General features: G+C 60.3%; 23 protein-coding genes and 4 tRNA genes. 18 read left to right on the top strand and 9 right to left on the bottom strand.

Going from position 1 to position 26,202, the window contains the following annotated elements; all coding sequences use genetic code 11:
* Positions 1 to 8: 8 nt before the first annotated feature.
* On the bottom strand, positions 9 to 812 hold the full coding sequence (locus RM6536_RS05540) for an amino acid ABC transporter permease (protein ID WP_005504788.1): 804 nt from the start codon (positions 810 to 812) through the stop codon (positions 9 to 11).
* A gap of 132 nt (positions 813 to 944) precedes the next feature.
* Positions 945 to 1,784, bottom strand: a complete 840-nt coding sequence (locus RM6536_RS05545; protein ID WP_049349163.1) for an ABC transporter substrate-binding protein — start codon at positions 1,782 to 1,784, stop codon at positions 945 to 947.
* Between the two features lie 255 nt (positions 1,785 to 2,039).
* Here RM6536_RS05545 and RM6536_RS05550 point away from each other — a divergent pair, with 255 nt between their 5' ends.
* The 4 genes from RM6536_RS05550 (at position 2,040) to RM6536_RS08955 (ending at position 6,021) form a co-directional block, all read left to right on the top strand.
* Positions 2,040 to 2,771 carry a demethylmenaquinone methyltransferase gene (locus tag RM6536_RS05550; RefSeq protein WP_060824370.1) on the top strand — a complete coding sequence of 244 codons (732 nt, stop codon included), beginning with the start codon at positions 2,040 to 2,042 and terminating at the stop codon, positions 2,769 to 2,771.
* A gap of 72 nt (positions 2,772 to 2,843) precedes the next feature.
* On the top strand, positions 2,844 to 3,905 hold the full coding sequence (locus tag RM6536_RS05555; protein WP_060824371.1) for a polyprenyl synthetase family protein: 1,062 nt from the start codon (positions 2,844 to 2,846) through the stop codon (positions 3,903 to 3,905).
* 380 nt (positions 3,906 to 4,285) lie between these two features.
* On the top strand, positions 4,286 to 5,869 hold the full coding sequence (locus RM6536_RS05560) for a sodium-dependent transporter (RefSeq protein WP_060824372.1): 1,584 nt from the start codon (positions 4,286 to 4,288) through the stop codon (positions 5,867 to 5,869).
* Positions 5,870 to 5,877: 8 nt separating this feature from the next.
* Positions 5,878 to 6,021 carry a methionine/alanine import family NSS transporter small subunit gene (locus tag RM6536_RS08955; protein ID WP_005504798.1) on the top strand — a complete coding sequence of 48 codons (144 nt, stop codon included), beginning with the start codon at positions 5,878 to 5,880 and terminating at the stop codon, positions 6,019 to 6,021.
* Between the two features lie 84 nt (positions 6,022 to 6,105).
* Here the strand turns inward: RM6536_RS08955 and rarD are convergent, their stop codons facing one another.
* Together rarD and RM6536_RS05570 are read right to left on the bottom strand one after the other, a co-directional pair.
* Positions 6,106 to 7,077 (bottom strand): EamA family transporter RarD, encoded by a 972-nt coding sequence (rarD, locus tag RM6536_RS05565; protein WP_060824373.1) that lies wholly within the window; start codon positions 7,075 to 7,077, stop codon positions 6,106 to 6,108.
* A gap of 164 nt (positions 7,078 to 7,241) precedes the next feature.
* A complete protein-coding gene (locus tag RM6536_RS05570) occupies positions 7,242 to 8,579 on the bottom strand; it encodes a DUF6882 domain-containing protein (protein WP_060824374.1) in 1,338 nt (445 codons plus the stop codon).
* Between the two features lie 280 nt (positions 8,580 to 8,859).
* Between RM6536_RS05570 and RM6536_RS05575 the strand changes: the two genes are divergently transcribed.
* A complete protein-coding gene (locus tag RM6536_RS05575; protein ID WP_060824375.1) occupies positions 8,860 to 10,194 on the top strand; it encodes an SseB family protein in 1,335 nt (444 codons plus the stop codon).
* A gap of 119 nt (positions 10,195 to 10,313) precedes the next feature.
* Here RM6536_RS05575 and RM6536_RS05580 read toward each other — a convergent pair whose 3' ends face one another.
* A complete protein-coding gene (locus RM6536_RS05580; protein ID WP_060824376.1) occupies positions 10,314 to 10,904 on the bottom strand; it encodes a Fur family transcriptional regulator in 591 nt (196 codons plus the stop codon).
* Positions 10,905 to 11,098: 194 nt separating this feature from the next.
* Here RM6536_RS05580 and RM6536_RS05585 point away from each other — a divergent pair, with 194 nt between their 5' ends.
* Both RM6536_RS05585 and htpX read left to right on the top strand, forming a co-directional pair.
* Positions 11,099 to 11,362, top strand: a complete 264-nt coding sequence (locus tag RM6536_RS05585) for a hypothetical protein (RefSeq protein ID WP_060824377.1) — start codon at positions 11,099 to 11,101, stop codon at positions 11,360 to 11,362.
* Positions 11,363 to 11,501: 139 nt separating this feature from the next.
* Positions 11,502 to 12,386 carry a zinc metalloprotease HtpX gene (gene htpX / locus RM6536_RS05590; protein WP_060824378.1) on the top strand — a complete coding sequence of 295 codons (885 nt, stop codon included), beginning with the start codon at positions 11,502 to 11,504 and terminating at the stop codon, positions 12,384 to 12,386.
* Between the two features lie 231 nt (positions 12,387 to 12,617).
* Here the strand turns inward: htpX and RM6536_RS05595 are convergent, their stop codons facing one another.
* Complete coding sequence (locus tag RM6536_RS05595) at positions 12,618 to 13,109, bottom strand: YajQ family cyclic di-GMP-binding protein (protein WP_005508322.1); 492 nt, start codon at positions 13,107 to 13,109, stop codon at positions 12,618 to 12,620.
* Positions 13,110 to 13,250: 141 nt separating this feature from the next.
* Here RM6536_RS05595 and RM6536_RS05600 point away from each other — a divergent pair, with 141 nt between their 5' ends.
* The 3 genes from RM6536_RS05600 (at position 13,251) to RM6536_RS05610 (ending at position 14,717) form a co-directional block, all read left to right on the top strand.
* Positions 13,251 to 13,637: a hypothetical protein gene (locus tag RM6536_RS05600; RefSeq protein WP_060824379.1), complete on the top strand. Its 387-nt coding sequence runs from the start codon at positions 13,251 to 13,253 to the stop codon at positions 13,635 to 13,637.
* A 207-nt stretch (positions 13,638 to 13,844) separates the two neighbouring features.
* Positions 13,845 to 13,926, top strand: a tRNA-Tyr gene (locus RM6536_RS05605).
* Between the two features lie 413 nt (positions 13,927 to 14,339).
* Complete coding sequence (locus tag RM6536_RS05610; protein ID WP_005504813.1) at positions 14,340 to 14,717, top strand: thioredoxin family protein; 378 nt, start codon at positions 14,340 to 14,342, stop codon at positions 14,715 to 14,717.
* Between the two features lie 96 nt (positions 14,718 to 14,813).
* Here the strand turns inward: RM6536_RS05610 and RM6536_RS05615 are convergent, their stop codons facing one another.
* Complete coding sequence (locus RM6536_RS05615; protein ID WP_231917937.1) at positions 14,814 to 16,073, bottom strand: DNA-3-methyladenine glycosylase family protein; 1,260 nt, start codon at positions 16,071 to 16,073, stop codon at positions 14,814 to 14,816.
* 217 nt (positions 16,074 to 16,290) lie between these two features.
* Here RM6536_RS05615 and RM6536_RS05620 point away from each other — a divergent pair, with 217 nt between their 5' ends.
* From RM6536_RS05620 to RM6536_RS05640, 5 genes are all read left to right on the top strand, one after another.
* Positions 16,291 to 18,129, top strand: a complete 1,839-nt coding sequence (locus tag RM6536_RS05620; RefSeq protein ID WP_060824381.1) for a DUF2079 domain-containing protein — start codon at positions 16,291 to 16,293, stop codon at positions 18,127 to 18,129.
* A gap of 647 nt (positions 18,130 to 18,776) precedes the next feature.
* On the top strand, positions 18,777 to 20,975 hold the full coding sequence (locus RM6536_RS05625; RefSeq protein WP_060824382.1) for a DEAD/DEAH box helicase: 2,199 nt from the start codon (positions 18,777 to 18,779) through the stop codon (positions 20,973 to 20,975).
* A 285-nt stretch (positions 20,976 to 21,260) separates the two neighbouring features.
* A tRNA-Thr gene (locus RM6536_RS05630) sits at positions 21,261 to 21,332 on the top strand.
* A 38-nt stretch (positions 21,333 to 21,370) separates the two neighbouring features.
* Positions 21,371 to 21,444: transfer RNA gene (locus RM6536_RS05635), tRNA-Met, on the top strand.
* Between the two features lies 1 nt (position 21,445).
* A tRNA-Thr gene (locus tag RM6536_RS05640) sits at positions 21,446 to 21,517 on the top strand.
* A 157-nt stretch (positions 21,518 to 21,674) separates the two neighbouring features.
* On the opposite strand, the gene RM6536_RS05645 is transcribed toward RM6536_RS05640, so the two are convergent.
* Positions 21,675 to 22,676 (bottom strand): LLM class flavin-dependent oxidoreductase, encoded by a 1,002-nt coding sequence (locus tag RM6536_RS05645; protein WP_060824383.1) that lies wholly within the window; start codon positions 22,674 to 22,676, stop codon positions 21,675 to 21,677.
* Between the two features lie 201 nt (positions 22,677 to 22,877).
* On the opposite strand from RM6536_RS05645, the gene RM6536_RS05650 reads away from it, so the two are divergent.
* The 3 genes from RM6536_RS05650 (at position 22,878) to RM6536_RS05660 (ending at position 25,115) form a co-directional block, all read left to right on the top strand.
* On the top strand, positions 22,878 to 23,330 hold the full coding sequence (locus RM6536_RS05650) for a MaoC family dehydratase N-terminal domain-containing protein (protein ID WP_005504824.1): 453 nt from the start codon (positions 22,878 to 22,880) through the stop codon (positions 23,328 to 23,330).
* A complete protein-coding gene (locus RM6536_RS05655) occupies positions 23,330 to 23,791 on the top strand; it encodes a MaoC family dehydratase (protein WP_060824384.1) in 462 nt (153 codons plus the stop codon). Before RM6536_RS05650 ends, RM6536_RS05655 begins: the two co-directional genes overlap by 1 nt.
* 217 nt (positions 23,792 to 24,008) lie before the next feature.
* Positions 24,009 to 25,115 (top strand): UDP-N-acetylmuramate dehydrogenase, encoded by a 1,107-nt coding sequence (locus tag RM6536_RS05660; protein ID WP_060824385.1) that lies wholly within the window; start codon positions 24,009 to 24,011, stop codon positions 25,113 to 25,115.
* A gap of 104 nt (positions 25,116 to 25,219) precedes the next feature.
* On the opposite strand, the gene RM6536_RS05665 is transcribed toward RM6536_RS05660, so the two are convergent.
* Complete coding sequence (locus RM6536_RS05665) at positions 25,220 to 26,179, bottom strand: hypothetical protein (RefSeq protein WP_060824386.1); 960 nt, start codon at positions 26,177 to 26,179, stop codon at positions 25,220 to 25,222.
* Positions 26,180 to 26,202: the final 23 nt, after the last annotated feature.

Genomic DNA, 26,202 nt, shown 5'->3' on the forward strand with positions numbered 1-26,202 from the left:
CGTTGCGCTTACTTGCGGCCCGCAAGCTGGGTGCGGCGCTCAAAATATGCGGAGAGCTGGCCCAGCGGAACAGTGATAATCAGGTAGCACAGACCCGCAACCACCAGGGGAGTCAGACCCGCGTTAGCGGCGGTCAGACCCTCACGACCGAACTTCGCCAGCTCGTACTGAGAAACCGTCACGCCCAGCAGGTACACGAGGGAGGAGTCCTTGGTCAGCAGGATAACCTCGTTGGTCAGCGGCGGCAGAACCACGCGGAACGCCTGCGGAATAATGATCGAAATCATCGCACGAGTGTGGGACATGCCCAGGGAACGTGCCGCCTCCATCTGGCCCTTCGGGATCGCCTGCAGGCCCGCACGCAGAACCTCACTAATGTAGGCTGCCGAAACCATACCCAGGGACAGGGTCACCGGAATCAGGTTATCCACGAAGCGGATCTTGAACGCCAGGGGAATACCGTAACCGAACGCGAAGAAGACCAGCAGCGCCGGGATGCCGCGGAAAAGCTCCACGTACAGGGTCGCAATCCAACGGTAGGGAGCGATAGAGGAAATACGCATGAGCGCCAGCAGCAGACCGCCGGAGAGGCCCACAATGAAGCCCAAGGTGGTGTACAGCAGGGTGTTCTTTAACGCCACGGTGATGACGTCGGGGAACTGCTGAGCCGCAACGTCCAGGTTGAATACCTGCTGGCTGAGGGTCTTCCAGTCAGCCAAAAGAATGGCTGCCAGAGCGATAACTGCCAGAAGGGCGTACTGTGCGTAGCGGAAGAGCTTCTGCTTCTGACGGGGTGAGAGTTTAGAGGACATGCGCTTTCTTATCCGTGTGCTGTTCGGTCAAGAGCGTTTTATACGCTCACAAGGGTAGAGGCCGGAGAATCCCCCAACCCAAAAGTAATAAGGGTACTCCTGAATTGGGGGAGAGACTAACCGGCTAGATGCTTAGGAAGCGGAGGAAGAGGCGCTCGCGGAGGTGGAGGAAGTGGCACCAACCCACTTGGCCTTCATCTTGTCGAGTTCGCCGTTTTCCTTGAGCTTGGCGATGGTAGCGTTTGCCTTGGTCAGCAGTGCCTTGTTGTTGGAGGAAACTGCTGCGGCAATCTGCTCGGTGTTCTCGGAATCCTGGTAGGCGATCTTGAAGGAGTCCGGGTCGTTGGTCAGTGCCTCGGATACCACGGAGAGGTTCGCTGCGACTGCCTTGACCTGACCGGTCTTCAGGGCGGAGAACATGAGGGAGGTGTCTTCGTACTGGATGACCTCTGCACCGTTTTCCTTGGCGTAGGTTTCACCGCTGGTTGCCTGCTGCGCACCAACGCTGACACCCTTCAGGTCTGCGGCGGAGGTGATGGAGGAACCCTTGGGGACCAGGATTGCCAGGTTGTCGTCGAAGTAGACGGTGGTGAATTCCATCTTGCTCTTACGTTCGTCGGTCACGCCGATACCCGCAAGGGCGATATCGCACTGACCGGTGGCCAGGCCGGTTCCGGAGTCCAGGCCCTCGAAGCTGATGGAGGTCAGCTGAGCCTTCACGCCCAGATCAGAGGCGATAGCGTTGGCGATGTCTGCATCCAGGCCGACGATGGTGCCGTTTTCTTCGTATTCGAAGGGCTTGTAGGGGGTGTTGGTGCAGACGCTGAGGGTGCCGGACTTGACGAGGCTGACCTCGCCGTTGGCGTCGGAGTTCTCGTTGGCGGTGGAGACGCAGCCGGTCAGCGCTAGGGGCAGTACTGCCAGTAGTGCGAGGGGCTTAAGGGATGCCTTCTTGAGGATTGCGGTGTTCATTGGGATGCTCCTGTGTGGGGTGTGCTCTATGAAATCTATGGTCTATTGTGCGCGCCTATGTTAAAAAATGCAAGTATATACATAAATATTCATAAATTTTTGCTGAATATGAATAATTTACACCCCCAAAAACTGAATAAAACCCCGAATTAGCGACTCAAAAACCATTCCGGCACATCCCTTAGCGCGCCACATGACGCAACTACGGTTCACCCAACTATCGAATCCCCTAACCTCCATGCCACAATTGAGAGCGTGAACGCAGAGAAGAACACCCGCGCCAACCGCGCAACCCTAGACAAGAAAACCAGCGATATCGCCGCCATGTTCGATACCGTCGCTGAACGCTACGACCTCATGAACGGCATCCTCTCCCTCGGCCAGCACATCTACTGGCGCAAGCAGGCAGTCGCAGCCGTCGACGCACACCCCGGCCAGAAAGTGCTGGACGTAGCCGCAGGTACCGGCGTCTCCTCCGAACCCTTCGCCGACGCCGGCGTGGATGTCATCGCAGCAGACCTCTCCGAAGGCATGCTCGACGTGGGCCGCCGCCGTCGCCCCGACATGACCTTCGTGCAGGCAGACGTCACCGCCCTACCCTTCGACGACGAAACCTTCGACGCAGTGACCATGTCCTACGGCCTGCGCAACGTCGCCAACTACCCCAAGGCACTGAGCGAAATCTACCGCGTACTCAAGCCCGGTGGACGCATCGTCATCCTCGAATTCTCCACCCCGACCTTCGCCCCCTTCGGCGCGGTCTACAAGAACTACATCATGAAGGCGATCCCGCCGATCGCCCGCGCAATCTCCTCCAACCCCGAATCCTACGAATACCTTGCCGAGTCCATCATCGCCTGGCCCAACCAGCAGGAACTGGCGCAGAAGTTCAAGGAGGCGGGCTTCACCTCCGTACAGTACCGCAACCTTACCGGCGGTATTGTCGCAATTCACCGCGCCTTCAAGCCCGAAGCACATAGCGCCTAAACACCGCGTTCACACACCACCGAAGACACTAATACCACTGAAGACACCAACACCAAGAAGATAGAAGACACCGTGAGCAACGCAGAGCAGCCCATCGCCGCAACCGACCTGCTGGGAGACCTCGACCTGAAGCTTCCCGCAGGCTTCGAACTCATCGCCGCAGACCCCAAGCTGGGTCCGCAGATTCTCTCCTCTCTCGCGCGTATTGAGGAACGCCTGGCAGAGGCAATCGCACAGACCGACCACCTGGCGGACGTCGCGTCCCGCCACCTGCTCTCCGCGGGCGGCAAGCGCGTGCGCCCCCTGCTGGCTCTGCTCTGCGCAGCCGTAGACGGCGAAATCAACGACGAGGTCATTGAAGCCGCCGTGGTCGTTGAGCTGACCCACCTGGCAACCCTCTACCACGACGACGTCATGGACGATGCCCCCAAGCGCCGCGGCGTGGACAGCGCCCAGATGATTTGGGGCAACTCCGTCGCGATTCTCACCGGCGACCTGATCTTTTCCCGCGCATCCCTGCTGGTGTCCGAGCTGGGCACCCGCCCCATGAAGATTCAGTCCCAGACCTTCGAACGTCTGGTGCTCGGCCAGCTCTTCGAAACCACCGGCCCCCGCGAGGGCCAGGACCTGCTCGACCACTACATTGCCGTCATTGAGGGTAAGACCGGCTCCCTGATTGCCGCAGCCGGCGAGTACGGCTCCCTGCTTTCGGGCGCTTCCGAAGAGGTTATCTCCATGGTCAAGGCGTACGGCGAGCTGGTCGGCGTGGCATTCCAGCTGGCAGACGATGTCATCGATATTGTGAGCGACGGCAAGACCAGCGGTAAGACCCGCGGCACCGACCTGCGCGAGGGTGTGCCGACCCTGCCGACCATCCTGCTGGACCGTGCGGTAGCCGCCGGCGACGAATCCGCTATTGCTGTTCGCGCCCTGCTGGATGCCGACCTGAGCTCCGACGAGGCACTGGAAGCAGCCGTGGAGGCGCTCGCCGCCCACCCGGTCACCCAGGAAGCATGGCAGATTGCCTACGACTGGGCGGATCGCGCAATCGCTGCGATTGCTCCGCTGCCCGAGTCCACCGCGAAGGCTGCGCTGGAGTCCTTCGCGCACGCTGTGGTTCACCGCGAAGGCTAAAATCCGCCCTGTAGCGTGTACCCGAATCTAACGATTTTCGGGTGTCTCATACTTCAAAACCCCCGCTGAATCTGCCCGGATTCGGCGGGGATTTTCTGTGTTACGACTAGTCAGTGCCGGTTTTTGGGGTGGTTTGGGGCTGCTCTCACCCTCCGAAAGCTTCCGCATGCTGGGGTCTTCTTGACCACCATATGCCTTTAAGGTAATCCTTATAGGCATGCCTGAGGTACACATCCACCCCTCAGACCTCTAACGGCTCCCACTCCCAACCCGTGTTGGAGAGCCGTTTACTATTTCTGGACGCGAGCAGAGCCCCACCACCCCGACGGGTTATTCTCGCACCAACCATCCGCGTCCCCACACATTCGAGGTTTACAACTATGGGAGCATCTACCCCTAAGGCGCCCACGAAGCGCGAAGGCTTCTCTAGCCGTCGCGTCTTTATCTTTGCCGCCATCGGTTCTGCTGTTGGTCTGGGCAATATTTGGCGTTTCCCCTACATCGCATTTGATAACGGCGGCGGCGCCTTCATGATTCCCTACATTGTCGCCCTGCTGACCGCCGGTCTGACCTTCCTTTTCTTTGACTACGCGATCGGTCACCGTGCGCGTGCGTCGTCCCCGCTGGCATTCCGCCGTCTGAACCGTAAGACCGAGTTCATCGGCTGGTGGCACATGGGTATTAACTTCGTGATTGCTATCTACTACGCCGCTATTGTGGCGTGGGCTCTGCGTTACATGGTTTTCTCCTTCACCAATGAGTGGGGCGATAACCCGAAGGCGTTCTTCCAGGGTGAGTTCCTGAAGGTTGCAAAGGATCCCGGCGTCTCCCTGGACTTCAACATGAACGTCCTGATTCCTATGGTGCTGGTGTGGGGCGTTCTGCTTGCTGTGATGGCTCTGGGCGTTCAGAAGGGTGTGGGCGCAGCCAACATTATCTTTATCCCGCTGCTGCTGGTCATGTTCGTTGGTTTGGTGATTTACTCGCTGACCCTGCCCGGTGCTGTGGACGGTCTGAATGCTCTGTTCACCCCCAGCTGGGACTCCCTGGCTAACCCGGAGGTGTGGGTTGCTGCGTACGGCCAGATTTTCTTCTCGCTGTCCATTGGCTTCGGCATTATGGTCACCTACTCTTCCTACCTGAAGCCTAAGACTGACCTGACCGGTTCCGGTGCTGTGGTTGGTTTCGCGAACTCCGGTTTTGAGCTTCTTGCCGGTATCGGTGTGTTCGCTGCTTTGGGCTTCATGGCTCAGGCTGCTGGCACCCAGGTGAGCGAGGTTGCGACCAGCGGTATTGGTCTGGCGTTCATTGCGTTCCCGACCATTATTTCTCAGGCGCCCGGTGGCGTGCTGATTGGTATCCTCTTCTTCGGCTCCCTGCTCTTTGCTGGTTTCACCTCCCTTATTTCGATTCTTGAGGTGATTATTGCGGGTATTCAGGATAAGTTCGCGACCTCCCGTCTGGCATCTACCACTCTGGTGATTGTTCCGATGGCTCTGATTTCGCTGCTGCTGATGCCGACCACCACCGGTCTGTACGTACTGGATATTCTCGATAACTTCGTGAACCTCTTCGGTATTCTGGCTGCTGGTCTGTGCGCCATTATCGTTGTGGCGTATGTGGTGCGCGCGCTGCCCGCTCTGGCTGAGCACCTGAACCGTTACTCCTCCATCAAGGTCGGCAAGATTTGGATGATTCTGCTGGCTGTCGTGACCCCGCTGGTTCTGGGCTACTCCCTGATTCAGAGCGTCATTAAGCTTGTGGCAACCCCCTATGAGGGTTACCCCACGGATCTGCTGGCAATCTTTGGTTGGGGCATGAGCGCGCTGATTCTGGTGGGCGCGATTGTTGTTTCTCTTCTGCCCTGGTCGAAGAAGTCTCGTGCGGCTGAAGAGCCTCCGGCACCTCCGGTGATTGCCGGTCAGGTTGAGCACGGCCACGTTGATTCGACCGTTACCCGTTAGGAGCCCTCATGTCTATCTCTGCAATTGTGATGCTCGTTGTGGCAATCCTGATCATTTGGGGTGGTCTGGGTTTGGCTCTGCTGAACCTGCACCGTCATCCGGATCTGGATGCTCTCGATGATGCTGCTGAGGCTCAGGGTTCTGAGCTTTAGCGTGTGAGCGTGATATAAAGTGATGCCCCGCTGGCGTTAGCTGGCGGGGCATCACTGTGTTTTATACGGGTGGGAGAGGGGGCGCTACTTGCTCTGTACGTCTTCAGCCTGCACGAGCGGGATCATGCCGGTTTCCGGGTCGGACAGCGCGGAGGCGCGGTAGGAGCGGGAGGCGCGCACCGCATCCACGGTGAAGATGATGAGCGCAATCCAGATGAGGCCCAGACCCAGCACCTTATCGGCGCTCATCTGCTCGTGCAGAACGGTCAGCGCCAGAACAAACTGGATGGTCGGGCCCAGGTACTGCACCATGCCAATAATCGACAGCGGAAGAGCCTTGGTTGCCGCCGCAAAGAGCATGAGCGGCACAACGGTGACCACACCGGTGGAGGCGAGAAGCCAGAAGTGTCCGGGACCTTCACTGAAGAGAGTCATCTGCCCCTGTGCGTTGAGAATAAACAATGCTGCGATGCCGAAGGGCGCCAAGATAAAGGTCTCTAGGGATAGCGAAACGATAGGGCTCACGTCGTGGGCGACGCGCGCCTTCAGCAGACCGTAGATGCCGAAGGAGAACGCCACGCCCAGGCCCGTCCAGGGTACCTGGCCGTAGATGAGGCTCATCATCAGCACCGCAATACAGGAAATTGCGACGGACACCCACTGTGCCGGGCGCAGGCGCTCCTGCAGGAAAATCACGCCCAGCACCACGGAGACCAGCGGGTTAATGAAATAGCCCAGGGACACGTCAATTGTGTGGCCGCTGGTCGTTGCCATCACGTATATAAGCCAGTTCGCGCCGATGAGGAACGATGCCGCCGTCAGCACCAGCATGATGCGGCGGTCCCGTAGCGCGCGGCGGAAGTCAGCGGTTGCCCGCAAAATCGGTAGCAGCAGGGCGCAGAAAAGGAGGGAGAAGACCACGCGCGCCACGACAATCTCAATCGGTCCCGCCGGAGCCATCATCACAAAATACAGGGGGAGCATGCCCCAAATAAGGTAGGTGCCGATGATGGTGATAAACCCGTTGCGGGTAGTGTGCTTCTGTGTTTCTGACATGGTTTCTTCTTCTGACCTGATTCTTTAGTGACGTTCTTCTAATGCTAGTCGTCGGGATGCGCCAGCGGGGGCATTGATGCGCACTGAGGCTACTCTACCCGCCGGGCACGCCACAGGCGCGGCACCACGAGGATACCGCGCCTGAGGAATGTTGCGTATTCGGTTTAGAGGCCGAAGAAGCGGGAGAAGAAGCCCTTCTTCTTGGGCTGCTCTGCCTCGCGGCGTGCAGCTTCTGCCTGCTCGCGGCGGGCTGCCTCTTCGTGCTCTGCCTGCAGGTCGGGAGCTGCACCAGCGTTGCGGATGGGTTCCACGTGCTGCTCCTCGTACTCTGCTGCCTCCTGCTCAACCTCGACGGGCTGCTCAGGCTCAGCAGCGACCGGCTCCTCAGCGTATTCGACGGAAGCCTCAACGGTCTCGTACTCGTCAGCATGCTGCTCGGTGCCAATGGACTCGTCGGTGTAGACGCGGGCCTGCTCGGTCTCTTCTGCCTCGTACTCGCCGGGCAGGGTCTCCACGGTGACCAGGCCGGGCTCTGCGTGCTCTGCCGGATCCTGATCGAAGGGAGCCTCGTCGGCGGGGTAGAGGTTCTCGGTGCTCTCAACGCCGGCAACCTCGGTTTCTGCGACCGGTGCGTGCTCGGCAATTTCGACGGCGCGCTCAGCCTCAGCTTCGGCACGTGCGGCGGCGCGTTCTGCCGCCTCCTGCTCGCGCTGTGCGTTCTGTGCGGCTGCCTCAGCGGCTGCCACGCGCTCAATCTCGGCGCGCAGTGCCGCGAGGGATTCGCGACGCTGTGCGGCAGCGGCTGCGCACTGCTCCAGGACCTCGGGGCCAACCTGAGGTTCGGCCTGCTCGATGCCGCTGATGCGGCCCTCGTCGAACCACAGGCGCAGGGCACCGTCGGTTGCGGTCAGCACGGCGGTTGCCTCGGTATCCCAGGCAATGTGGAAGCCACGCTGCTGAGCGTAGGAGTCCACCGCCAGAACCTGGTTGTGGATCTCTTCGCTCTGCAGGGTCTTAGCAATGACGCGGCCGATACCCTTGTAGGTCGGTGCTTCAAGGGTCAGCTCAGCGCCCTCCAGTAGGGTCCATGCGCGCACGCCAGCGCCCGCCGGCAGCGGGTAGTGTGCGTACAGGCCGCTGACGGTCTTGGTCGCCAGGGTCAGGCGGCGTGCCAGGGACTCGGAGAGAGGCAGTTCGTCGGTGGTCAGCTCGGTCAGGCCGTCACGCTCACCGGTCTCGCGCGCCTGAATAGCGGCAGAAACAACGGAGTCGGGGAAGTAGCCCAGCTGCTGCCAAGACCAAATCCAAGTACCGCGGTTCTCGGATTCGGTGCCCAGCAGGTGCGGCTTGAGCGAGAGCGGGGGAGTGGTCTCAAAATCCAGAGACTGGGAGGTGAAATCCACGTTCCACTCGGAGGTACCCACGAGCTCAGCGAGTCGAGCCTGGTACTCGGTGGAGATAAAGATCGATGCGTCGATAAGGTCCTGCAGAGAATTCGTCATGATTCAAGATTATCAACCTTTTAGCGTTCACTATGCCGTGTATCCCCGGTTTTAGTGTGCGCTTTAGGCGTATTGGGCTTTAAGGTGCCTGATTGAGCCGTGTCCAAGAGCTCTGAGGGAGAGATAGAGCATATATCTTTCGGCGTAAACTATCTGCTTTGAGTGCCTGTGTTCGTTAGAATCGAAGGGACGGCTTCTTCCGGCACCCTGTAAGCCGACACTACGACCGAACACGGATGCCTCCAGCCGCGCCGTATTCACACTCAAGGATGTATGAACTATGACTGAACCCCGCCTTGCCGAGACGAGTAGCCGCGCCGCGCGCATCCAGGATGCGCTGAATAACATTGGAAGCTGGCTGCTGGATGTCGTTAGTGTTGACCCGGGCTGGAGTGAAATGGTGCTGGACGTCAAACCTCTGGCAGGTCAGATTTTCGTGCGCGTGCGTGAATTCCGCGACGGTGAAGAGTTCATTGGCACCATCGGCCCGCTCAAGGACGGCTCGCCCATTATTGCTGAGGTTCGCAAGCTGCAGCGCGCCGCCTACGACGGTAACCGCGGCACCTGGTTTACCGCCTCCATCGTGGTGGCGGCAACCGGCTGGCCCAACCCGCAGTTCAGCGTGGGTGCCTCCTATAACCGTGACGATGAGCCGGCTAGCTGGAAGAATGAAGGCACCCTGACCGCAACCGACGTGCGTGAGCACCTGGCTGAGTTCCCTCGCGATGCTTCGCGTATCCCGCAGTGGGCTCGTGAGCGTATGGAGGGGCGCGCCCGCCACTCTGCCGCCGCGACGCTGTTTTCGAGCGAGCATGAGATTCCGAACCCGTACCTGGTCGCCGCCCTGGAAACCTTCCGTAACGATGTGCAGGAGCGAACCCTCATTAACGTGGTTCGTACGATGCTCGGTGGTGACGTTCTGCTCGACGCTACCGGCTCCCTGCTCATTCCCTCCGAGACCGACCCGATGGGCCCCGACTCGGTGCTGACCCACCAGGTCATTCGCATGCCCGAGACCGGCATGCAGGCGCTGTGCGTGTTCTCTTCCTCCGAGCATATCGGTAAGAGCTACGTACGTCAGGAATCCGAGGGTGACGAGCTGATTCTGCGCGAACCGGCGATGAAGGTCTTCATTGACTTCCTCAGCAATGAGGCACTGGACCTGATTGTGGTTGACCCGGGCACCGATCACGAGTGCTACATTGAGCGCGCTCAGGTGCACTGGATTGTCACCTCTCCCCGCAATGACGGCGCGAAGATGGCGCTGGTGCAGGACAACATGCAGATGCTGCTCGGCTCGCTGGTGTCCCCGGCGTCCGTACTGCTGGTGGGCGTTGACCCGGCCGACCCGTCCGGCACCTCCTTCGTGTTTGACCCGGATGAGAACGGCAACCCGCAGAGCCTGCTGGTGTTCACCTCGCCCATTGAGATTGCGGCACTGGACCCCCATATTGAGGTGCGTTCGGCGAACGCCCTGGATATTCTGCGTTACGCCCTGGAGATTGGCGCACCGAGCGTGAAGGTGAACGCGATTAACCCGTCCACCGTGCTGACCGCGGCGCAGATTCGCGAGCTGCTGGAGATTGTGGGTTCGCAGCCCCGCATGGGTGCCTAAGTTCCTGCTTCATATACCTTAAACCCTTAAACCGTTGAGGCGGCGACACGAGTTGTGTCGCCGCCTCAACGGTTTTAAACGCTCATGACCGAGCCTGCCCGAATCCCCGGGCTATAGGGTTATGCCGCTAGGATGCGCGCTGCCGCTTCCTGCTGAGCGCGGGCGAGCGCCGCCTCCTGCTCGGTCTGGCAGTCTACGCACACGCCCTGATAGAGCACGTCTGCGCTGAAGAGCGCCATGCCGTGAAAATCGCTGGGGGTCAGGCAGGGCGCGGAGCCGACCGCGCAGTCCACGTCTTCGACCTTGCCGCAGCGTACGCAGAAGGCGTGGTGGTGGTTGTCACCCGTGCGGGTTTCGTAGAGGGCGGGGGTTCCCGGCGGCTCAAACTTGCGCAGCAGGTCGATATCGGTCAGGTCGGCAAGAATCACGTAGACCGACTGAACAGTGATGGCGGGGATGCGCTCGCGGACTGCCTGCACGATGGTGTCGGCGGTGGAGTGCGGGTGTTCCTGCACTGCGTGCAGTACGGCGAGGCGCTGCTTGGTGACGCGGCGGCCCTTGGCGCGCAGACCGGTGGTCCATGCTTCTTCGAGCTGTTCGGGGCTCATTGCGGAGAGCAGGGGCAGGCTGGTGGTGTGGGCGCAGCCGGTATTGTGATGGTCTGGGTGCTGGGTCTTCTTCGTTTCGGAGGTTGTCTTTGCGTCGGTCATAGGTTTAAGTCTACACATTATTATGAGAAATTCATCATTATCTTATGAAAAACTCATAATAAGCCGGTGGGGCGTCCCTTTCATCCACTCAGTGGCACCCCTTCTCGCTCTGGCCTCGGGCGTGAAGAGATGCCGTACAATCAAAGAACCTAGAGTAACCCGCACCGGCGATCACCATCAAGGAGGATAGGGTCATGGTGTATGACTTCACAAACCCCATCTATATTCTGCTGATGATTCTGCTCTTTGGTGTGCCCATCGTGACCCCGGTGATTTACGGTCAGTACCGCAGTACTACCACCGGTTTTGATTTGGAGGGGCAGCTGATGCTCGGCCTGCTCTTCACCCTATTCCTGGGTGCTTACGGCACGATTCTGCTACTGGGTATTTTTCCGACTGCTACGGCGCAGGTGCTGGAACAGGTGCCCCTGGTGAATATTCCGGGCGCCATTCCCTGATCCTTCGTGCGCTTTTGGCATATGGGTGACGCTCTGGGTGAATCCGCGCGCCATAAGGTGCGCCGGCGGGTGCTTGCACGTATTCTATAGAGTCAAGTACACGCTGTACGCGCTGACCTATTTGCTCAGGAGGATACCCATGCACAGTCATAACAACGGACTGAAAACTGCCCTGTTGATGGGCTCCATGGTGGGCATGATGCTGCTCATCGGTGGTCTGCTTTCGGCGACCTTCCGCACCTCTTTTTTCATCTGGATTATGGGTCTGGTGAGCTTGGCTTCGGTCGCGTACACCTACTGGAACTCCGATAAGCTCGCCCTGCGCTCCATGAATGCGTACCCTGTCAGCCGTGAAGAGGTTCCGGTGCTTTACGACATTGTGGAGGAGCTGTCCTCCCGCGCGGGTCAGCCCATGCCCGCCCTCTACGTGGCACCGACCATGACCCCGAATGCGTTCGCAACCGGTCGTAACCCGCAGAATGCCGCGGTGTGCTGCACCGAGGGTATTCTGCAGCTGCTGGATGAGCGCGAGATGCGCGGCGTGCTCGGCCACGAGCTGATGCACGTATACAACCGCGATATTCTGACCTCTTCGGTGGCGGCGGGTATCGCCTCCATTATCGGTACTGTTGCCCAGTTCCTTTCGTTTGGCGCGATGTTCGGTGGATCCAACCGCGATGGTGAACGTTCGAACCCTCTCGCCATGTTCGTGGTTGCCATGCTGGCTCCCATTGCTACGCAGGTTATTCAGATGGCTATTAGCCGCACCCGCGAATTTGATGCTGACGAGGATGGCGCACGCCTGACCGGCGACCCGCTGGCTCTGGCTTCGGCACTGCACAAGCTGGAGAGTGGCGTGTCCATGTACCCGATGGACCCGAACAACCGCAACGCTGAGGCGGCGAGCGCCATGATGATTGCGAATCCCTTCGGTTCGCTGAAGGATATGCTCTCTACTCACCCGCCGATGGATCAGCGTATTGCGCGTCTGCAGCAGCAGGCTCGTGAGATGGGTCAGTACTAGGCCTTTTCTCACCCTCATCTCCGGGCGCGAATGTGGTGCTGCATGAAGATGGCGTTGCATGAATATGACCCGGGGTGACGATTGTGACTCGCGATGACGGGTCAGCAGACAAAAAGTCTTCGGGGTGGCTACTGTGGAAGTAGCCACCCCGAGGACTTTTGCGTTTCGGCTTCTAGTTGCCTCCCCTCACCCAGCGCTGGGCGGGGAGAGGGGTGAGAGCCTCGCCGGAGCTTAGCGGTAGTTGACGAACTGCAGGTCAACCTCAAGGTCGGCGGACTTGAGCATTGCAATGACTTCCTGCAGGTCATCGCGGGACTTGGAGGAGACGCGCAGCTCATCGCCCTGGATGTTCGCCTTCACGCCCTTGGGGCCCTCTTCGCGGATCATCTTGGAGATCTTCTTTGCCTGATCCTGCGCGATGCCTTCCTTGATGGAGCACTCGATGCGGGTTTCCTTACCGGATGCGTAGGGCTTGCCGGAGTCCAAGGACTTCAGGGAGATGCCGCGCTTGACCAGCTTGGACTGGAAAACGTCCAGCACTGCCAGGGCGCGCTCTTCGGCGTTTGCCTTGATGAGGATCTTGTCGCCGGAGTAGTCGATTTCTGCACCAACGCCGCGGAAGTCGTAACGCTGGGAGATTTCCTTCTGCGCCTGGTGCAGCGCGTTGGAAACTTCCTGCTTGTCCACCTTGGACACAATGTCGAATGAGGATTCGCTAGCCATGGGCTTTCCTTTCGTGAATGAGGTGCTACTGGCACCGGTTAGTACTAGCCTACCGGGTCGGGGCTCTTGTTCACAGCTAACTACCAGAATAACGGGCCTGTTTTACAGGCGTTACTAACCTAAAAAGAGGACAATAGAAATATGACCACTCCTAACCTGTCCGCAACGGACCTGCGCACGAGCGAGGAAGCTCGCGACCTGCAAACCCTCCTTTTCATCGACCTGCATACCTCTTTGGGTGCTGAGCCCGAGGGTATTCCTGAGGCGGAGCGTCTCAACGAATCTGATTGTCACGATATTCACCTTGACCTGCATGAGGAAGATGCTGAGCCTTCTCCCTTTGACGGTATCGGTATCACTCTGACGGAGCCTTCGCTGGTGGCGCGTTTCCGCGGTGTTCGCCGTGACCTGGAGCGTGAGATTGCCGGTGACATGTGCACTGTGGAGCAGGCGCGCCGCTACCTGGAGCACCTGGAGATTGTGCTTCTGCTTGAGCAAGATGGCGATACGCCTTCCCGCTCCTTCTAAAACTGCTGTAGGCGGTGGCTTTATTTACAGGCTTTATGCAAGGGCTTTATTCACGGCTTTACTTATTAGGGTGAGAGCGCGGGCTACGATAAATACAATCAGATATATAACCTTCGTCACAAAACCCTATGTGAAGTGTACAAGTCCCTAAAACTGCTGTAGAGTAGTCTCTGTTCGCTTGAGCGAGCAACTAGCACCTAGCTAGGCGGCAGGTTACCCGAGCGGCCAAAGGGGGCTGACTGTAAATCAGCTGGCACTGCCTACGGGGGTTCGAATCCCTCACCTGCCACAAATAGCCCGGTTACGAAAGTAACCGGGCTTTTGTGTATCTAAAACCAGTTTTATAGCGGATTCCGCAGCCGCTTTCCAGCCCAGCGGCTTTCCACCGCGGTAATCTTCCACCACAGTGGTCTTCCACAGCAACGGTCTTTCATGGTTGCGCCCGTATTTTCTGGGTGCCCGCATTGGGTGCTTTCCTCAGGATGCTGTAGGGGACGACCATGGGGCTTCGCCCGCCGGGTCGGGCGCCTCCATCATTCGGCTACAGGAACATTCCTCAGAGTATTTGCGACACGCCCGTAAACCGGCTGAAACAGCCGCGAAAAGTATTTACTATGACCGCAATTCGTCATATCTTTCACAATGTTTGAATCTCAGGGCGAACAATTCGCGATTAGGGTCTTGAGGGTGTAGCTTTATCTCATGGCTACTATTGAAATTACTCAGCAGAACCTGACTGCTACCGTCGAGAGCAACGACATCGTCTTCCTGGACTTCTGGGCAGATTGGTGCGGTCCCTGTAAGCAGTTCTCCCCCGTCTACGAGGCTGCTTCGGAGAAGCACAGCGACATTGTTTTCGGCAAGGTCGACACCGAGGACCAGGGCCAGCTCGCTCAGGCAGCAGGCATCACCTCCATCCCCACCATCATGGGCTTCCGTGGCGGTATCCTGGTGTACCAGCAGGCTGGCGCACTGCGCGAAGACCAGCTGGAGACCGTAATCGGTTCGATTCGCGAGCTCGACATGGACAAGGTCCGTGCAGAGATCGCAGCAGCAGAGGGCTCTGCAGAGAAGAAGTAAGCTCACCACCACAAAAGAGTTTGAACGGGGCGCACCCGCCGGCACAACCGGCAGGGGCGCCCCGTACCCTTTTAACCTCGGTAGGGTGCAGGGGCGTTAGCGGCCGCGGTGATCCTCAATGCTCATGCGCGCCCCGTAGCGTTGCTTTGAGAAGCCCGAAGCGTGCATGAGCCGCACCAGTCGTTGCCGATGCGGGCTGTAGGGTGCCAGTAGGGCGAGCATTCCCGCGTCATCGGTGCGCTGACCTGTGAATAGCTCACCAATCGCGTGCGCCAGATGGTAGTCGCCCACGCTGATGGCGTCCGGGTGCCCGCACACGCGTTGCAGAGCCTCGGAAATGCTCCACGGGCCCACGCCGCGCACAGCGTGCAGGCTCCGCGCCAGTAGCGCGATGTCGCCTGTAGCCGCAATGTTTTTTAGAGACTCGGCGGAACGAGCGTAAGCGTACACGGCATCGTAGCGGCTTTTATCAACGCCCGCCCGATGCCAATCCCAGGTCGGAATCGTCGCCAGGGTCCGGGCGCTCGGGTAGACGCGCATGCCCTCCGGCTGATGCCCCAACCCGGTCGAAGGGGCGGGGGAGCCGTACTTTCGCAGAACCCAGCCCAGGGTTCTGAACGCTTCGGTCTGGGTGATGCGCTGCTCCACAATGGCGTTGAGCATCTGCCGGTCCAGCTGCCCCGAGGCGCTGAGGCGGAGCCCCGGATTCTGCCGCCACGCCTGCTGAATACGCGGCGGAAGAGACTCAAAAGAAGATAGAGCGCCAAACTGCTCGGCGGGGTCGTGCAACCCCAGCCAGTACGTCATTTCCTGCGCTAGCGCCTGAAGGTCGGCTCGCGCCCGCATCTGCTGATCAGCGGCACTATAAGAAACCCAGATGCGAATACGCACCGGGCGCATCAGCAGACGATGCAGTGCGGGGAGAGTCGTCGGAAGATCGGCTGGCTGCGCCAATCGTTCGGCGTACAGCACCGCCGGGAACTCGTGAAACGGCGTGCGAGCCGTCAACCAGATTCTCTCGGCATCATCCGCGCGGCTCAGCGCGCGATACGAAAGATCCTGAGCGCCGCGGCGTAGCGACCCCAGCGTCTGCGCCAACTGCACCGGAACATGCGGCTCAATTACAATCTCGCACACCTCCGGGCTCAGAGTGCCCGGAAGGAAGGAAACAGCGGGGGAGAGAGTACGAATCTGAACGCGCGGTTCGCGAGGAACATCCGCAAGCGCCTGCGCATAGGGCACACCAGCTGCCGCCAAAGGATGCCGGATGCGCCGCGCACCCGCTGCCGGGCGGCTACCGGGGGTCGTGCCGTCAGGGGTGACACCGTCGGGGGTTGAGGAAGGAAACGTACTCACCACACCAGTCTATGCGCCCAAACCGGGCGGCAACATCCGGGGTAGATATTTGAGGAACAAGATACAAAAAGTGCAGGAAGGGCAGGTACGCCACTAATGCGATACTCTAAAAGGTAGAGCGAGAACGAACGCCAATACCGGCACGACATAGGCGGTGCGTTCCACTCGTTCCGTGGGCGCCTGTAGCCCGGACACACACCCCGAGAGAAGGACGCCTATGGCAGCGGAAGCACACGAAGCATCCTCGAATACTGACGCACCTGAACAGAAGAACAGCACCGCCGCCAGCGGTGCGGGCCGTACTCAGCGCTTCAGGAAACAGCCGCGTCAGTCCCTCACCGAGCGCGTCAAGAGCATCCGCCCCCTCGAACTGCTACCCGGTCTGCTGCTTGCCGCCGCCGTCATGGCGCTGTACACCTACTACTCGCTTCAACAGATGAAGCACTGGGTGACCCCCTCCTGGGACCTGGCGATTTTCACCCAGATGGCGCAGGCGTACTCGCACTTCTCCGTGCCCATCGTGCCCATTAAGGGGCCCGACTTTAACCTCTGGGGTGACCACTTCCACCCGATTCTGGTGCTCCTGGGGCCCGTCTACGCGCTGTTCCCCTCGCCGACCACCCTGCTGGTCGTGCAGAACGCCCTGGTTGCCTTCGCAAGCTTCGCCATTGTGCGCTTCACTCAGCGTGCCTTCGCGCTCGCCCAGAAAACTGAGGGCGCTGATACTGCGGAAAACCTCAAGTCCGCAAAACTTCAGGGCGTTATCCCGACCATCACCGGTCTGCTCCTCGGCGCCGGATTCGCCCTCAGCTTCGGCGTTCAGCAAGCTATCGCCGCCCAATTCCATGAAGTAGCCTTCGCCGTGCCGCTGCTCGCCATGAGCCTCGGCTACCTGGTGCTCGCCTCACGAGTGAGCGGCACCGAACGCGCACGCTACCTCGCCTACGCCTGCTGGTGGGCTCTACCCATTGCCTTCGTCAAAGAAGATATGGGCGTTACTGCCGCAGCCATCGGCCTGATTATCTTTATCCGCACCGGCTGGCTGAGCACCGCCGTAGACATTCTGATGCCGCGCCTCTCCGCCGGTACCCCCGCCCCCATGCGCACCCGCATGCAGCAGCTCTACTCCTCCTGGGCGCGCACCCCCGCCGTCGCCGAATCCACCATGGTCATGGTGTGGGGCGTCTTCTGGTCCGTCGTCGCGATCTACGTGATCCTGCCCTACTTCAACAGCGGCGGAAACTTCGACTACGCCGACAAGGTGAACTTCTCCGCAGCCCTGGGCGACCCCTTCGGCTCAGCACTGCAGATGCTCAGCAATAACACCAAGCTGGCAACCCTCGGCCTGCTGCTCATTACCGGAGCGGTCCTCTGGGTGATTTCTCCTCTTGCAGCAATTGCTCTGCCGACCCTTGCATGGCGTCTGCTCTCCACCATGGAATCCTACTGGGCGAGCACCTGGCACTACTCGCTTGTGCTCATGCCCGTCGTTTTCCTCGCACTGCTCGACGCTGTCATGCGGATACGCTACGGCGTGGTTCCCGCCGCGATTCCGGTGCGTTCAGGTGCGCGAGTAGCCGATAGCGCCTCCGACGAGGAGCCTCAGACCAACACCGAGCCCGGCCGCCTGACCGCACTGGCACGTCGCATGCCTGTATGGGCTCTACCCGCTGTGGCGCTCTTCCTTGCCGCATCCCCGATTTTCGTACCCGGTTCCCAGCAGCCCCTCGCATCCCTGGGTAATGCGCAGTTCACCGCCTCCGCGCTGACTACGACTGACCAGATGAAGCAGGAGGCCGTCCAGAAGGTACCCGAAGGGGTGACGGTCGCATCTGACCTGTCGATTCTGACCCAGCTGATTCCCGGTCGTACCGTCTACTGGATTGGCCACACCGGTGAACCCGCACCCGACTACGTGGTCATTGACCGTAAGAGTAACTCCTGGGGCGGCAACCCGCCGACCAACGCCGCACAGTACGCGGCTGACCGCTACGGCCACTCCTACGCGAAGTACGCGACCGTCGGCACGATTGATATTGTGCGACGGGTCGACTAGCCCCTCGGCTCAGCATCTTATTGAGCGCCCACTCCGCAATCGCTGGGGTGGGCGCTCGCCGTTAAGAGATGAGGTTTTAAGCACCTTTTGGGGTTAAATAGGCGACGCTAAGGTAGACTAGGTAGAACACGGGAACCCCCGATGAAGGTCTTGTGCGCACCCAGCACCCAAGGTGGTGCTGGAATTGTAGGTGCGCCGTACTCACCATCACCGATTGATACGCCCCACAAAATTGCGGTTCATACCGTACACGAGGGCCACTCTTAACGATCTCTGGTCCAGCGTCTTTGCTACGTCTGCTGTAACAGACACACCACCGCCGTAGAGCGGGAAGGCGAACCACCAGGAATGCGTGATATTGCATGTGAGCATTACCCGCCCTGTACACCCCTGTAACACAGGGACTACTGTGCGCCGAGCGTAGAGTATGAGCAGATGTGCGGATAATGTGCCGAGAAATTCAAGACCACCCCCAGCAAAAGCCGCTACCCGTAGCATCCGTAGAATACCTCTGCAGAATGTGTCGGTAACGGAGGACCCCTGGACGCTCTACTCCCCAGGGGATGATGTGTGGCTGGGCCGTGAAGGGGACACCCGGTAAGCGCCGAAAAGCGTGCGCTATCCACCCCTACCGTATAGAGGAAAAATTGACTGAGAATACTGCTACCCCGGCCGAACTGAACGCCGAGGCAGAGACCGTTGTGACCGCTGAGAACATTACCGAGAACACCGCAGAGAATATCGTTGAGAACCCTGCTGTAGAAGCAGAAGAAACCGCTACAGAAGCGCCTGCCGCAGAAGAAACCGCCGAAAAGGCTGAAGAAGAAGGCGTACGCTTCACCGACCTGGGCCTGGACGCCCGCGTCCTGGCGGCTCTGGAAGAGGTAGGCTACGAGAAGCCGTCCCCCATTCAGGAACAGACCATCCCCCTGCTGCTTGAGGGCCACGACGTGGTTGGTCTGGCACAGACCGGTACCGGTAAGACCGCAGCATTCGCGCTGCCGGCACTGTCCCGCATGGCTGAACTCGCCGACATCAACGGCGTCTCCCGCGACACCCAGGTTCTGGTCCTGGCACCCACCCGCGAGCTGGCTCTGCAGGTTGCAGAAGCCTTCTCCTCCTACGCAACCCACATGGAGGACTTCACCGTCCTGCCCATCTACGGTGGCTCCCCCTACGGCCCGCAGCTGGCCGGTCTGCGCCGCGGTGCGCAGGTCGTCGTCGGTACCCCCGGCCGCGTGATTGACCACCTGGAAAAGGGCTCTCTGGACCTGTCCAACCTGCAGTATCTGGTACTCGATGAGGCAGACGAAATGCTGCGCATGGGCTTTGCCGAAGACGTGGAAAAGATCCTCGAAGGTACCCCCGACAACAAGCAGGTTGCGCTCTTCTCCGCAACCATGCCCAACTCGATCCGCAAGATCGCTCAGCAGTACCTGAACGACCCCGTTGAGGTCCGTGTCAAGGCTAAGACCACCACCAGCGCAAACATCAGCCAGCGCTACATGCAGGTCATGCACTCCCACAAGCTGGACGCAATGACCCGCGTGCTCGAGGTTGAAAACTACGACGGCATCATCGTCTTCGTGCGCACCAAGAAGGAAACCGAGGAAGTTGCCGACAAGCTGAAGGCACGCGGTTTCGCGGCAGCAGCGATTAACGGTGACATCCCCCAGCAGCTGCGTGAGCGCACCGTTGACGCCCTGCGTGACGGCCGCATCGACATCCTCGTGGCAACCGACGTGGCGGCACGCGGCCTGGACGTTGAGCGCATCTCCCTGGTCGTCAACTACGACATCCCCCACGACACCGAGTCCTACGTGCACCGCATCGGTCGTACCGGCCGTGCAGGTCGCGAAGGTGCCGCAATCCTCTTCGTCACCCCGCGTGAGAAGTACATGCTGCGTCAGATTGAGAAGGCAACCCGCCAGAAGGTCGAGCCGATGCACATGCCCACCGCAGAGGCAGTGAACGAGACCCGTAAGCAGCGCTTCGCACAGCAGATTACCGAGACTATCGAGTCTGAGGACCTGAGCTTCTTCCGCCAGATTATCGAGGACTACGAGAACGAGCACGACACCACCGCTGAGGATATTGCAGCTGCACTGGCTGTTATTGCTCAGCAGGGTCGCCCCTTCTTCCTCGATGAGAGCGAAGATATCGCCAACAAGTCCCGCCCCTTCTCTGACGATGATTCGGATCGCGGCGGCCGCAAGGCAAAGCGCGCGCACAACGACGAGGGTATGGTCAACTACAAGTTGAACGTTGGCCGTTCCTCCCGCGTGACCGCAGGCGCTATTGTGGGTGCACTGGCTAACGAGGGTGGCATTAAGGGCTCCCAGATTGGCTCCATCGACATTCGCCAGCACTTCACCATTGTTGGCCTGCCCGAGGACCTGCCCCGCGACTTCTTCGATCGCCTGCGCGACACCAAGATTGCTGGCGAGTTCATCAACATCCGCAAGGACAATGGTCCCAAGGGTGGCGGCGGTGGCCGCAGCTTCGGCGGTGGCCGTCGTGAGGGCGGTTTCCGCGACTTCGATCGCCGTGAGGGTGGTCGTCGTGAGGGTGGCTACCGCGGTAACCGTGACGGTGGCCGTGACTTCGGCGGTGACCGCGACTTCAAGCGTCGTGACTTCGGTGGCAAGCGCAATGACCGTGACTTTGGCGGCCGCGACTTCGGCGGCCGTGATAACCGCCGCGAGGGTGGCTACCGTGGCAACCGTGACGGTGGCCGTAACTTTGGCGGTCGCGACTTCGGCGGCCGTGATAACCGTCGTGAGGGCGGCTACCGCGGTAACCGTGATGGTGGTCGTGACTTCGGCGGCCGCGGCAAGCGCTACTAAGATTTCGGCTAAGCCCGGATCTGCGGTGCGAGGGGCTTGCTGAGGCTATCGGCTAGCAGCCTTGTCATCCGCAGATGATTCAAAGACCGGCAGGGGAGTGATGAGCTCTCCTGCCGGTCTTTGTGTATCTGTGTGTTGATGTGTTTGCATCAGCTATTGCCGTGGCTCCTGATCAACGCTGGGCTCTCGGGCGGCAGCGTGGAGAACAACCAAGCATAAATGTGGCATATGCCATAGCTTCTCCGCTTGCGAGCATTCGTGAAGACCTGTATAGTTTTACCTGTTGCCCCGATAGCTCAGTGGTAGAGCGCCATCTTGGTAAGATGGAGGTCCCGGGATCGATTCCCGGTCGGGGCTCTCTCATTAATTCATGCGAGAGCACGTATTAATGATGTGGCGGTGTAGCTCAGCTGGTTAGAGCGCACGACTCATAATCGTGAGGTCGACGGATCGAGCCCGTCCACCGCTACGCCCCGATAGCTCAGTGGTAGAGCGCCATCTTGGTAAGATGGAGGTCCCGGGATCGATTCCCGGTCGGGGCTCAGATAAGCCTGTCTCTTCGGAGGCAGGCTTTTTTGTTTGCCTATTGTGTGTGCCTCAAGTCCGGTCTGCAGGTGCCCGGCGCGCGGCTCGACGCCGGGTAGAGCGAAGCCCCCGAGAAAAACTCGGGGGCTTCGTCTTTAGGCTCTAATCAAAGCGTTAGGAGGCGCGGCGCACCACCGGCAGCTGGGACAGCAGCTCGTAGGAGCGCAGGCGGTCCTCGTGCTCCCACGCCTCGGTCATGACGATGAGCTCGTCAGCGCCCGTGCGCGCCACCAGGTCCTCAATACGAGCCTGCGCGGTGGCGGGGGAACCTACGATTGCCTCGGCGGTCATGCGGTCAATGTGCATCTTCTCCGCGTCGGTCCAGACGGCGTCCATATCTTCCACGGGAGGTGCGAACGACAGATTGCCGCGCACCACGCCCAGGAAATGCTGCTGCTGGGTCGTGTACAGGTAACGTGCTCGCTCGTCGGTATCGGCGAGCATTGCGGTCGCACCCACCATGACGTAGGGCTGCTCCAGATGCTCCGAGGGCTTGAAGTTCGCGCGGTAGGTGTCCACCGCCTCCTGCAGCATTGCGGGTGCAAAATGCGAAGCGAACGCGTAGGGAAGACCCAGCTGTGCGGCAAGCTGCGCACCGAACAGGGAAGAACCCAGAATGTACATAGGCACCTTCGAACCCTGACCGGGAGTGGCGTGCACGCGGTGCATGGGGGAGGGATCACCCAGGAAGCGCTGCAGCTGCTGCACCTCGGCGGGGAAGCTCATGGCGGCAGAATCGTCGCGGCGTAGAGCGGCGGCGGTCATCGGGTCAGTGCCGGGCGCACGGCCCACACCCAGGTCAATACGACCGGGATGGAACGCGTTGAGGGTACCGAACTGCTCCGCTACCACGTAAGGTGCGTGGTTGGGGAGCATAATGCCTCCCGAACCCACGCGAATACGCTCGGTTGCGGCGGCAATCTCCGCCATGACCACGACGGTCGCCGAGGACAGCAGGGAACCGGCATTGTGGTGCTCAGCGACCCAGAAACGCTCGTAGCCGTAGGACTCAGCCGCGCGGGCGGCATCGATGGTGTTGAGCATGGTCTGGTGCTGACGCTGATCGGGGCGGTGCGGCATCAGGTCAAGCACCGAAATTTTTACGTTGGAAGACACAACTTTTCCTTCTTGATTGATTGCGGGTACCCATTCAGTCTACGCCTGCTCAGGCTGTAGGGGTAGGGGCGCGCCGGGCGCCTTCGCTAGAAGGTAAACAATGCTAAGAAATACTGCGTGCATCCATGCTGGCTGTTTGCTGATGCGTCCACTCTGCGCGTTCGAGCTGAACACTGTGCATAAGAACGGTAGACTGAAACCATGAGCATTAACCCTGAGATTGTGGGCAGGGTCTACCCGTCCGAGAACACCTACGTTGTCGGCCGTGAAAAGATCCGCGAATTTGCCCGAGCAGTTCACGCAGAAAACCCCCTCCACCACGACGTTGAGGCAGCCCGCGCGGCAGGGTACGCAGATGTGATTGCCCCGCCGACCTTCGCCATTATCCTGGCGCAGGCAGCTGACGCGGCACTCATCAACGACGATTCCGCCGGTATTGATTTCTCCCGCGTGGTGCACGCCGACCAGCGCTTCACCCACCACCGCCCCATCGTTGCCGGTGATGAGCTGCGTACCGAAGTTCACGTGGACTCCGTGCGCGTGATGGGCGCCGGCGCAATGCTGACCACCCGCGAAGAAATCGTTGACGCGCAGGGCGAGCCGGTCACCACCTGCATCTCTTCCCTGCTGGTTCGTGCTGAGGAGGAGAACTAATGGTGCGTTTCGAAGATCTTGAAAAGGGCCGGGACATCGGTTCGCGTACCGTGGAGCTCTCCCGCGCTTCGCTGGTGCGTTACGCTGGCGCATCCGGTGACTTCAACCCGATTCACTGGAACGAGCGTTTCGCTCAGTCTGTGGGTCTGTCCGGCGTGATCGCTCACGGCATGCTGACCATGGGCACCGCCGTGCAGCTCGTGAGCGACTGGGCGGGTGACCCCGGCGCAATCGTGGACTACCAGACTCGATTCACCAAGCCCGTTCCCGTGGCGGATGCGCCCGGCGGCGAAAACCCCGACACCCCCACGAACGCCCTGACCATCAGCGGTAAGGTGGGTGCCCTGAATGAGGAAGAGCGCACCGCCCGCATTGACCTGACCGTCACCGCTCGTGATGAGGAGGGCAAGGAGCAGAAGGTTCTGATGAAGAGCCAGGCTGTGGTTCGTTTCTCGGCATAGATTTTCTGTGTGTAGATAATGTGTGAAAGCCCTGGCGCTACCCGATGCGGTGGTGCCGGGGCTTTTGTGCGCTCGGCTGCATGTGTGGTAGTGGGGCGGTGGCGCTTTTTCTTTGTGGGAGGCGCACCGGAAAATGAAGGCAAAATCACCATAAGGTTTTCGTGACTTTAACGTGTGGTGGGTATTGACCCCGCACAACGACCGGTATTCTTAACCTATGACTGAAAAGCTGTTGAGCGAACTGACCACCGCCCAGGTAGGCGGCCCCGCTAAGACCTACGTCCGCGCCACCTCCGAAGCAGAAATTATCGAAGCAGTCTCCGCTGCAGACGCCGCAGGCGAACCCGTCCTCATCGTGGGCGGCGGCTCCAACCTGCTGGTTTCCGACGAAGGCTTCAACGGAACCGTCGTGCACATCGCCTCCGAAGGCGTAGAGGTTCTGCCCATCCCCGCATGCGGCGGCGCGAACGTGCGCGTGCATGCAGGCACCATCTGGGACGACTTTGTGAAGCTCAGCATCGAGAATGAATGGGTCGGCCCCGCGGCTCTCTCCGGCATTCCCGGCACCGTGGGTGCAACCCCCGTGCAGAACGTCGGCGCATACGGCGTTGAGGTGGGCGAGTTCATCGCCTCCGTACGCACCTGGGACCGCGAAAAGAACACTCAGAAGACCTTCGCGAGCGCAGACCTGCGCTTCGGCTACCGCGACTCGGTACTCAAGCGCGCAACCGTCAACGGCTCGCCCCGCTACGTGGTGCTGACCGTTGATTTCCAGTTCACCCTCGGTAGCCTGTCCTCCCCGATTCGTTACGCTGAGCTGGCGAGGAGCCTGGGTGTTGAGCCCGGTCAGCGCGCCGAATCCGCCCTGGTGCGCCAGAAGGTGCTGGAGCTGCGCGGCTCCAAGGGCATGGTGCTCAACCCCGAGGACCGTGACACTTTCTCTACCGGTTCCTTCTTCACCAACCCGATTGTTCCGCGTTCTACCCTGGAGTCTCTGCCCGAGGGCGCCCCGAACTTCCCGGTGGTCGTGAAGACTTCCCCGTTCACCGCGGGTGTCGAGGACCCCGATCACGTGAAGCTCTCGGCTGCTTGGCTGATTCAGCATGCAGGTTTCGATAAGGGCTTCGGTCTGGAGGGTGAGTCCCGCGAGATCGCTCAGGGTCGTGCGAGCCTGTCGACCAAACACACCCTGGCGATTACGAACCGCGGTGGCGCATCCGCTGAGGATATCTTCGCTATTGCCCGCGCTGTGCGCGACGGCGTGCGTGAACGTTTTGGCGTGACCCTGGTTCCTGAGCCTGTCGTGGTCAACGGCGAAATCTAAGCACCCTCCCAACTGCGAGGGCAGATACAACAAACGCTTCGGGCGGTCTCTTCATCGGGAGACCGCCCGAAGCGTTGTGTTGACCGTTGTATTGACCCGCTGAGCTAGTGGCGAGGCGAGGAGAGGCGCGCCTGCCCCGGCAGGTACGGCCTGCGCTTGGGCGCTGTGCGCGTTGCTGCCAGGGGAGCGGCGGGTAGGTGCTCCATCAACACCTGAACCGCTAGGGGAAGCTTCTGCGGCGGGCTGGGGGCGTGGAAAATCGGCTTATGGCGCGTGGGCCGGTACGGGTAGTATTCCGCGTCCTCGCTGTGGGACCAGACAAGGTTGCCGAACTCGCCGGGAACGGGGGAGAGCACGTTGGCGTAGTAGGCGCGTGCCTGCAGGTCGGTGCGCTCGGAGGCGCCGGTAGATACGCTGCCGGGCACGCGGTCCTGCTCGATGATGAGGGCGCGGACCATGCCGCCTACGGTGCTGACCGCGTTCACATGTAGGGCGAGTAGGTCCCCGTCCTTGTGGTCTACCTGTACCTGCCCGTCCGCGAGGATTCGGGCGCCCATCGTGATACTGCTGGCGATTCCTTCGCAGAGGGCGTGGATAAGCGCCATGCGTGCCGGGTAGAGGTCTGCGATGTCCCAGCCGATGAGGGCGGGCGCGGCGGAATTGCCTGCGTATTCCTCGCAGGATTCGTAGGAGGCGACATCCACGTAGCCGCGGGCGATGGGCTCGCGGTCGTAGGGGCGGCCGTCGCGCTGCTCCCAGAAGCTGAGGGCGGTTGCGGTAAAGACAGCCTGGCCGTCGCGTACGGCGACGCTGAGCGTAAAGTCCTGCGGGTAGCCGTTTTTGGTGCGCGGGCGCAGGGTAATCGCGCGGGTGTATTCGTTGAATTCCTCGGGCCAGTCCAGGTAGTAGCTCATTTTTGCCCCGTCGCCACGGTGCACGGTGAGTTCGCCCGGCAGCAGCATGGCTTCGGGCACGCCGCCGGCGCGTTCGGCAGCGTAGTGTTCGCTCACGGGCCAGGGGCTGAACTCTGTGCGGTAGAGGTTGGAGAGGAAGGAATCGAGCATAGAACGTATCCTCTCATAGTTTG

This window comes from Rothia mucilaginosa (assembly GCF_001548235.1).
GTDB lineage: Bacteria > Actinomycetota > Actinomycetes > Actinomycetales > Micrococcaceae > Rothia > Rothia mucilaginosa_B.

Excerpts from the sequence above, each read along its gene's own strand:
- RM6536_RS05620 (WP_060824381.1), top strand. The coding sequence starts at position 16,291 with ATGGCAGCGGAAGCACACGAAGCATCCTCGAATACTGACGCACCTGAA.
- RM6536_RS08955 (WP_005504798.1), top strand. The coding sequence starts at position 5,878 with ATGTCTATCTCTGCAATTGTGATGCTCGTTGTGGCAATCCTGATCATT.
- RM6536_RS05570 (WP_060824374.1), bottom strand. The coding sequence starts at position 8,579 with ATGACGAATTCTCTGCAGGACCTTATCGACGCATCGATCTTTATCTCC.
- RM6536_RS05660 (WP_060824385.1), top strand. The coding sequence starts at position 24,009 with ATGACTGAAAAGCTGTTGAGCGAACTGACCACCGCCCAGGTAGGCGGC.
- RM6536_RS05600 (WP_060824379.1), top strand. The coding sequence starts at position 13,251 with ATGACCACTCCTAACCTGTCCGCAACGGACCTGCGCACGAGCGAGGAA.
- RM6536_RS05665 (WP_060824386.1), bottom strand. The coding sequence starts at position 26,179 with ATGCTCGATTCCTTCCTCTCCAACCTCTACCGCACAGAGTTCAGCCCC.
- RM6536_RS05560 (WP_060824372.1), top strand. The coding sequence starts at position 4,286 with ATGGGAGCATCTACCCCTAAGGCGCCCACGAAGCGCGAAGGCTTCTCT.
- rarD (WP_060824373.1), bottom strand. The coding sequence starts at position 7,077 with ATGTCAGAAACACAGAAGCACACTACCCGCAACGGGTTTATCACCATC.
- RM6536_RS05595 (WP_005508322.1), bottom strand. The coding sequence starts at position 13,109 with ATGGCTAGCGAATCCTCATTCGACATTGTGTCCAAGGTGGACAAGCAG.
- RM6536_RS05585 (WP_060824377.1), top strand. The coding sequence starts at position 11,099 with ATGGTGTATGACTTCACAAACCCCATCTATATTCTGCTGATGATTCTG.
- htpX (WP_060824378.1), top strand. The coding sequence starts at position 11,502 with ATGCACAGTCATAACAACGGACTGAAAACTGCCCTGTTGATGGGCTCC.
- RM6536_RS05580 (WP_060824376.1), bottom strand. The coding sequence starts at position 10,904 with ATGACCGACGCAAAGACAACCTCCGAAACGAAGAAGACCCAGCACCCA.
- RM6536_RS05575 (WP_060824375.1), top strand. The coding sequence starts at position 8,860 with ATGACTGAACCCCGCCTTGCCGAGACGAGTAGCCGCGCCGCGCGCATC.
- RM6536_RS05655 (WP_060824384.1), top strand. The coding sequence starts at position 23,330 with ATGGTGCGTTTCGAAGATCTTGAAAAGGGCCGGGACATCGGTTCGCGT.
- RM6536_RS05650 (WP_005504824.1), top strand. The coding sequence starts at position 22,878 with ATGAGCATTAACCCTGAGATTGTGGGCAGGGTCTACCCGTCCGAGAAC.
- RM6536_RS05545 (WP_049349163.1), bottom strand. The coding sequence starts at position 1,784 with ATGAACACCGCAATCCTCAAGAAGGCATCCCTTAAGCCCCTCGCACTA.
- RM6536_RS05610 (WP_005504813.1), top strand. The coding sequence starts at position 14,340 with ATGGCTACTATTGAAATTACTCAGCAGAACCTGACTGCTACCGTCGAG.
- RM6536_RS05540 (WP_005504788.1), bottom strand. The coding sequence starts at position 812 with ATGTCCTCTAAACTCTCACCCCGTCAGAAGCAGAAGCTCTTCCGCTAC.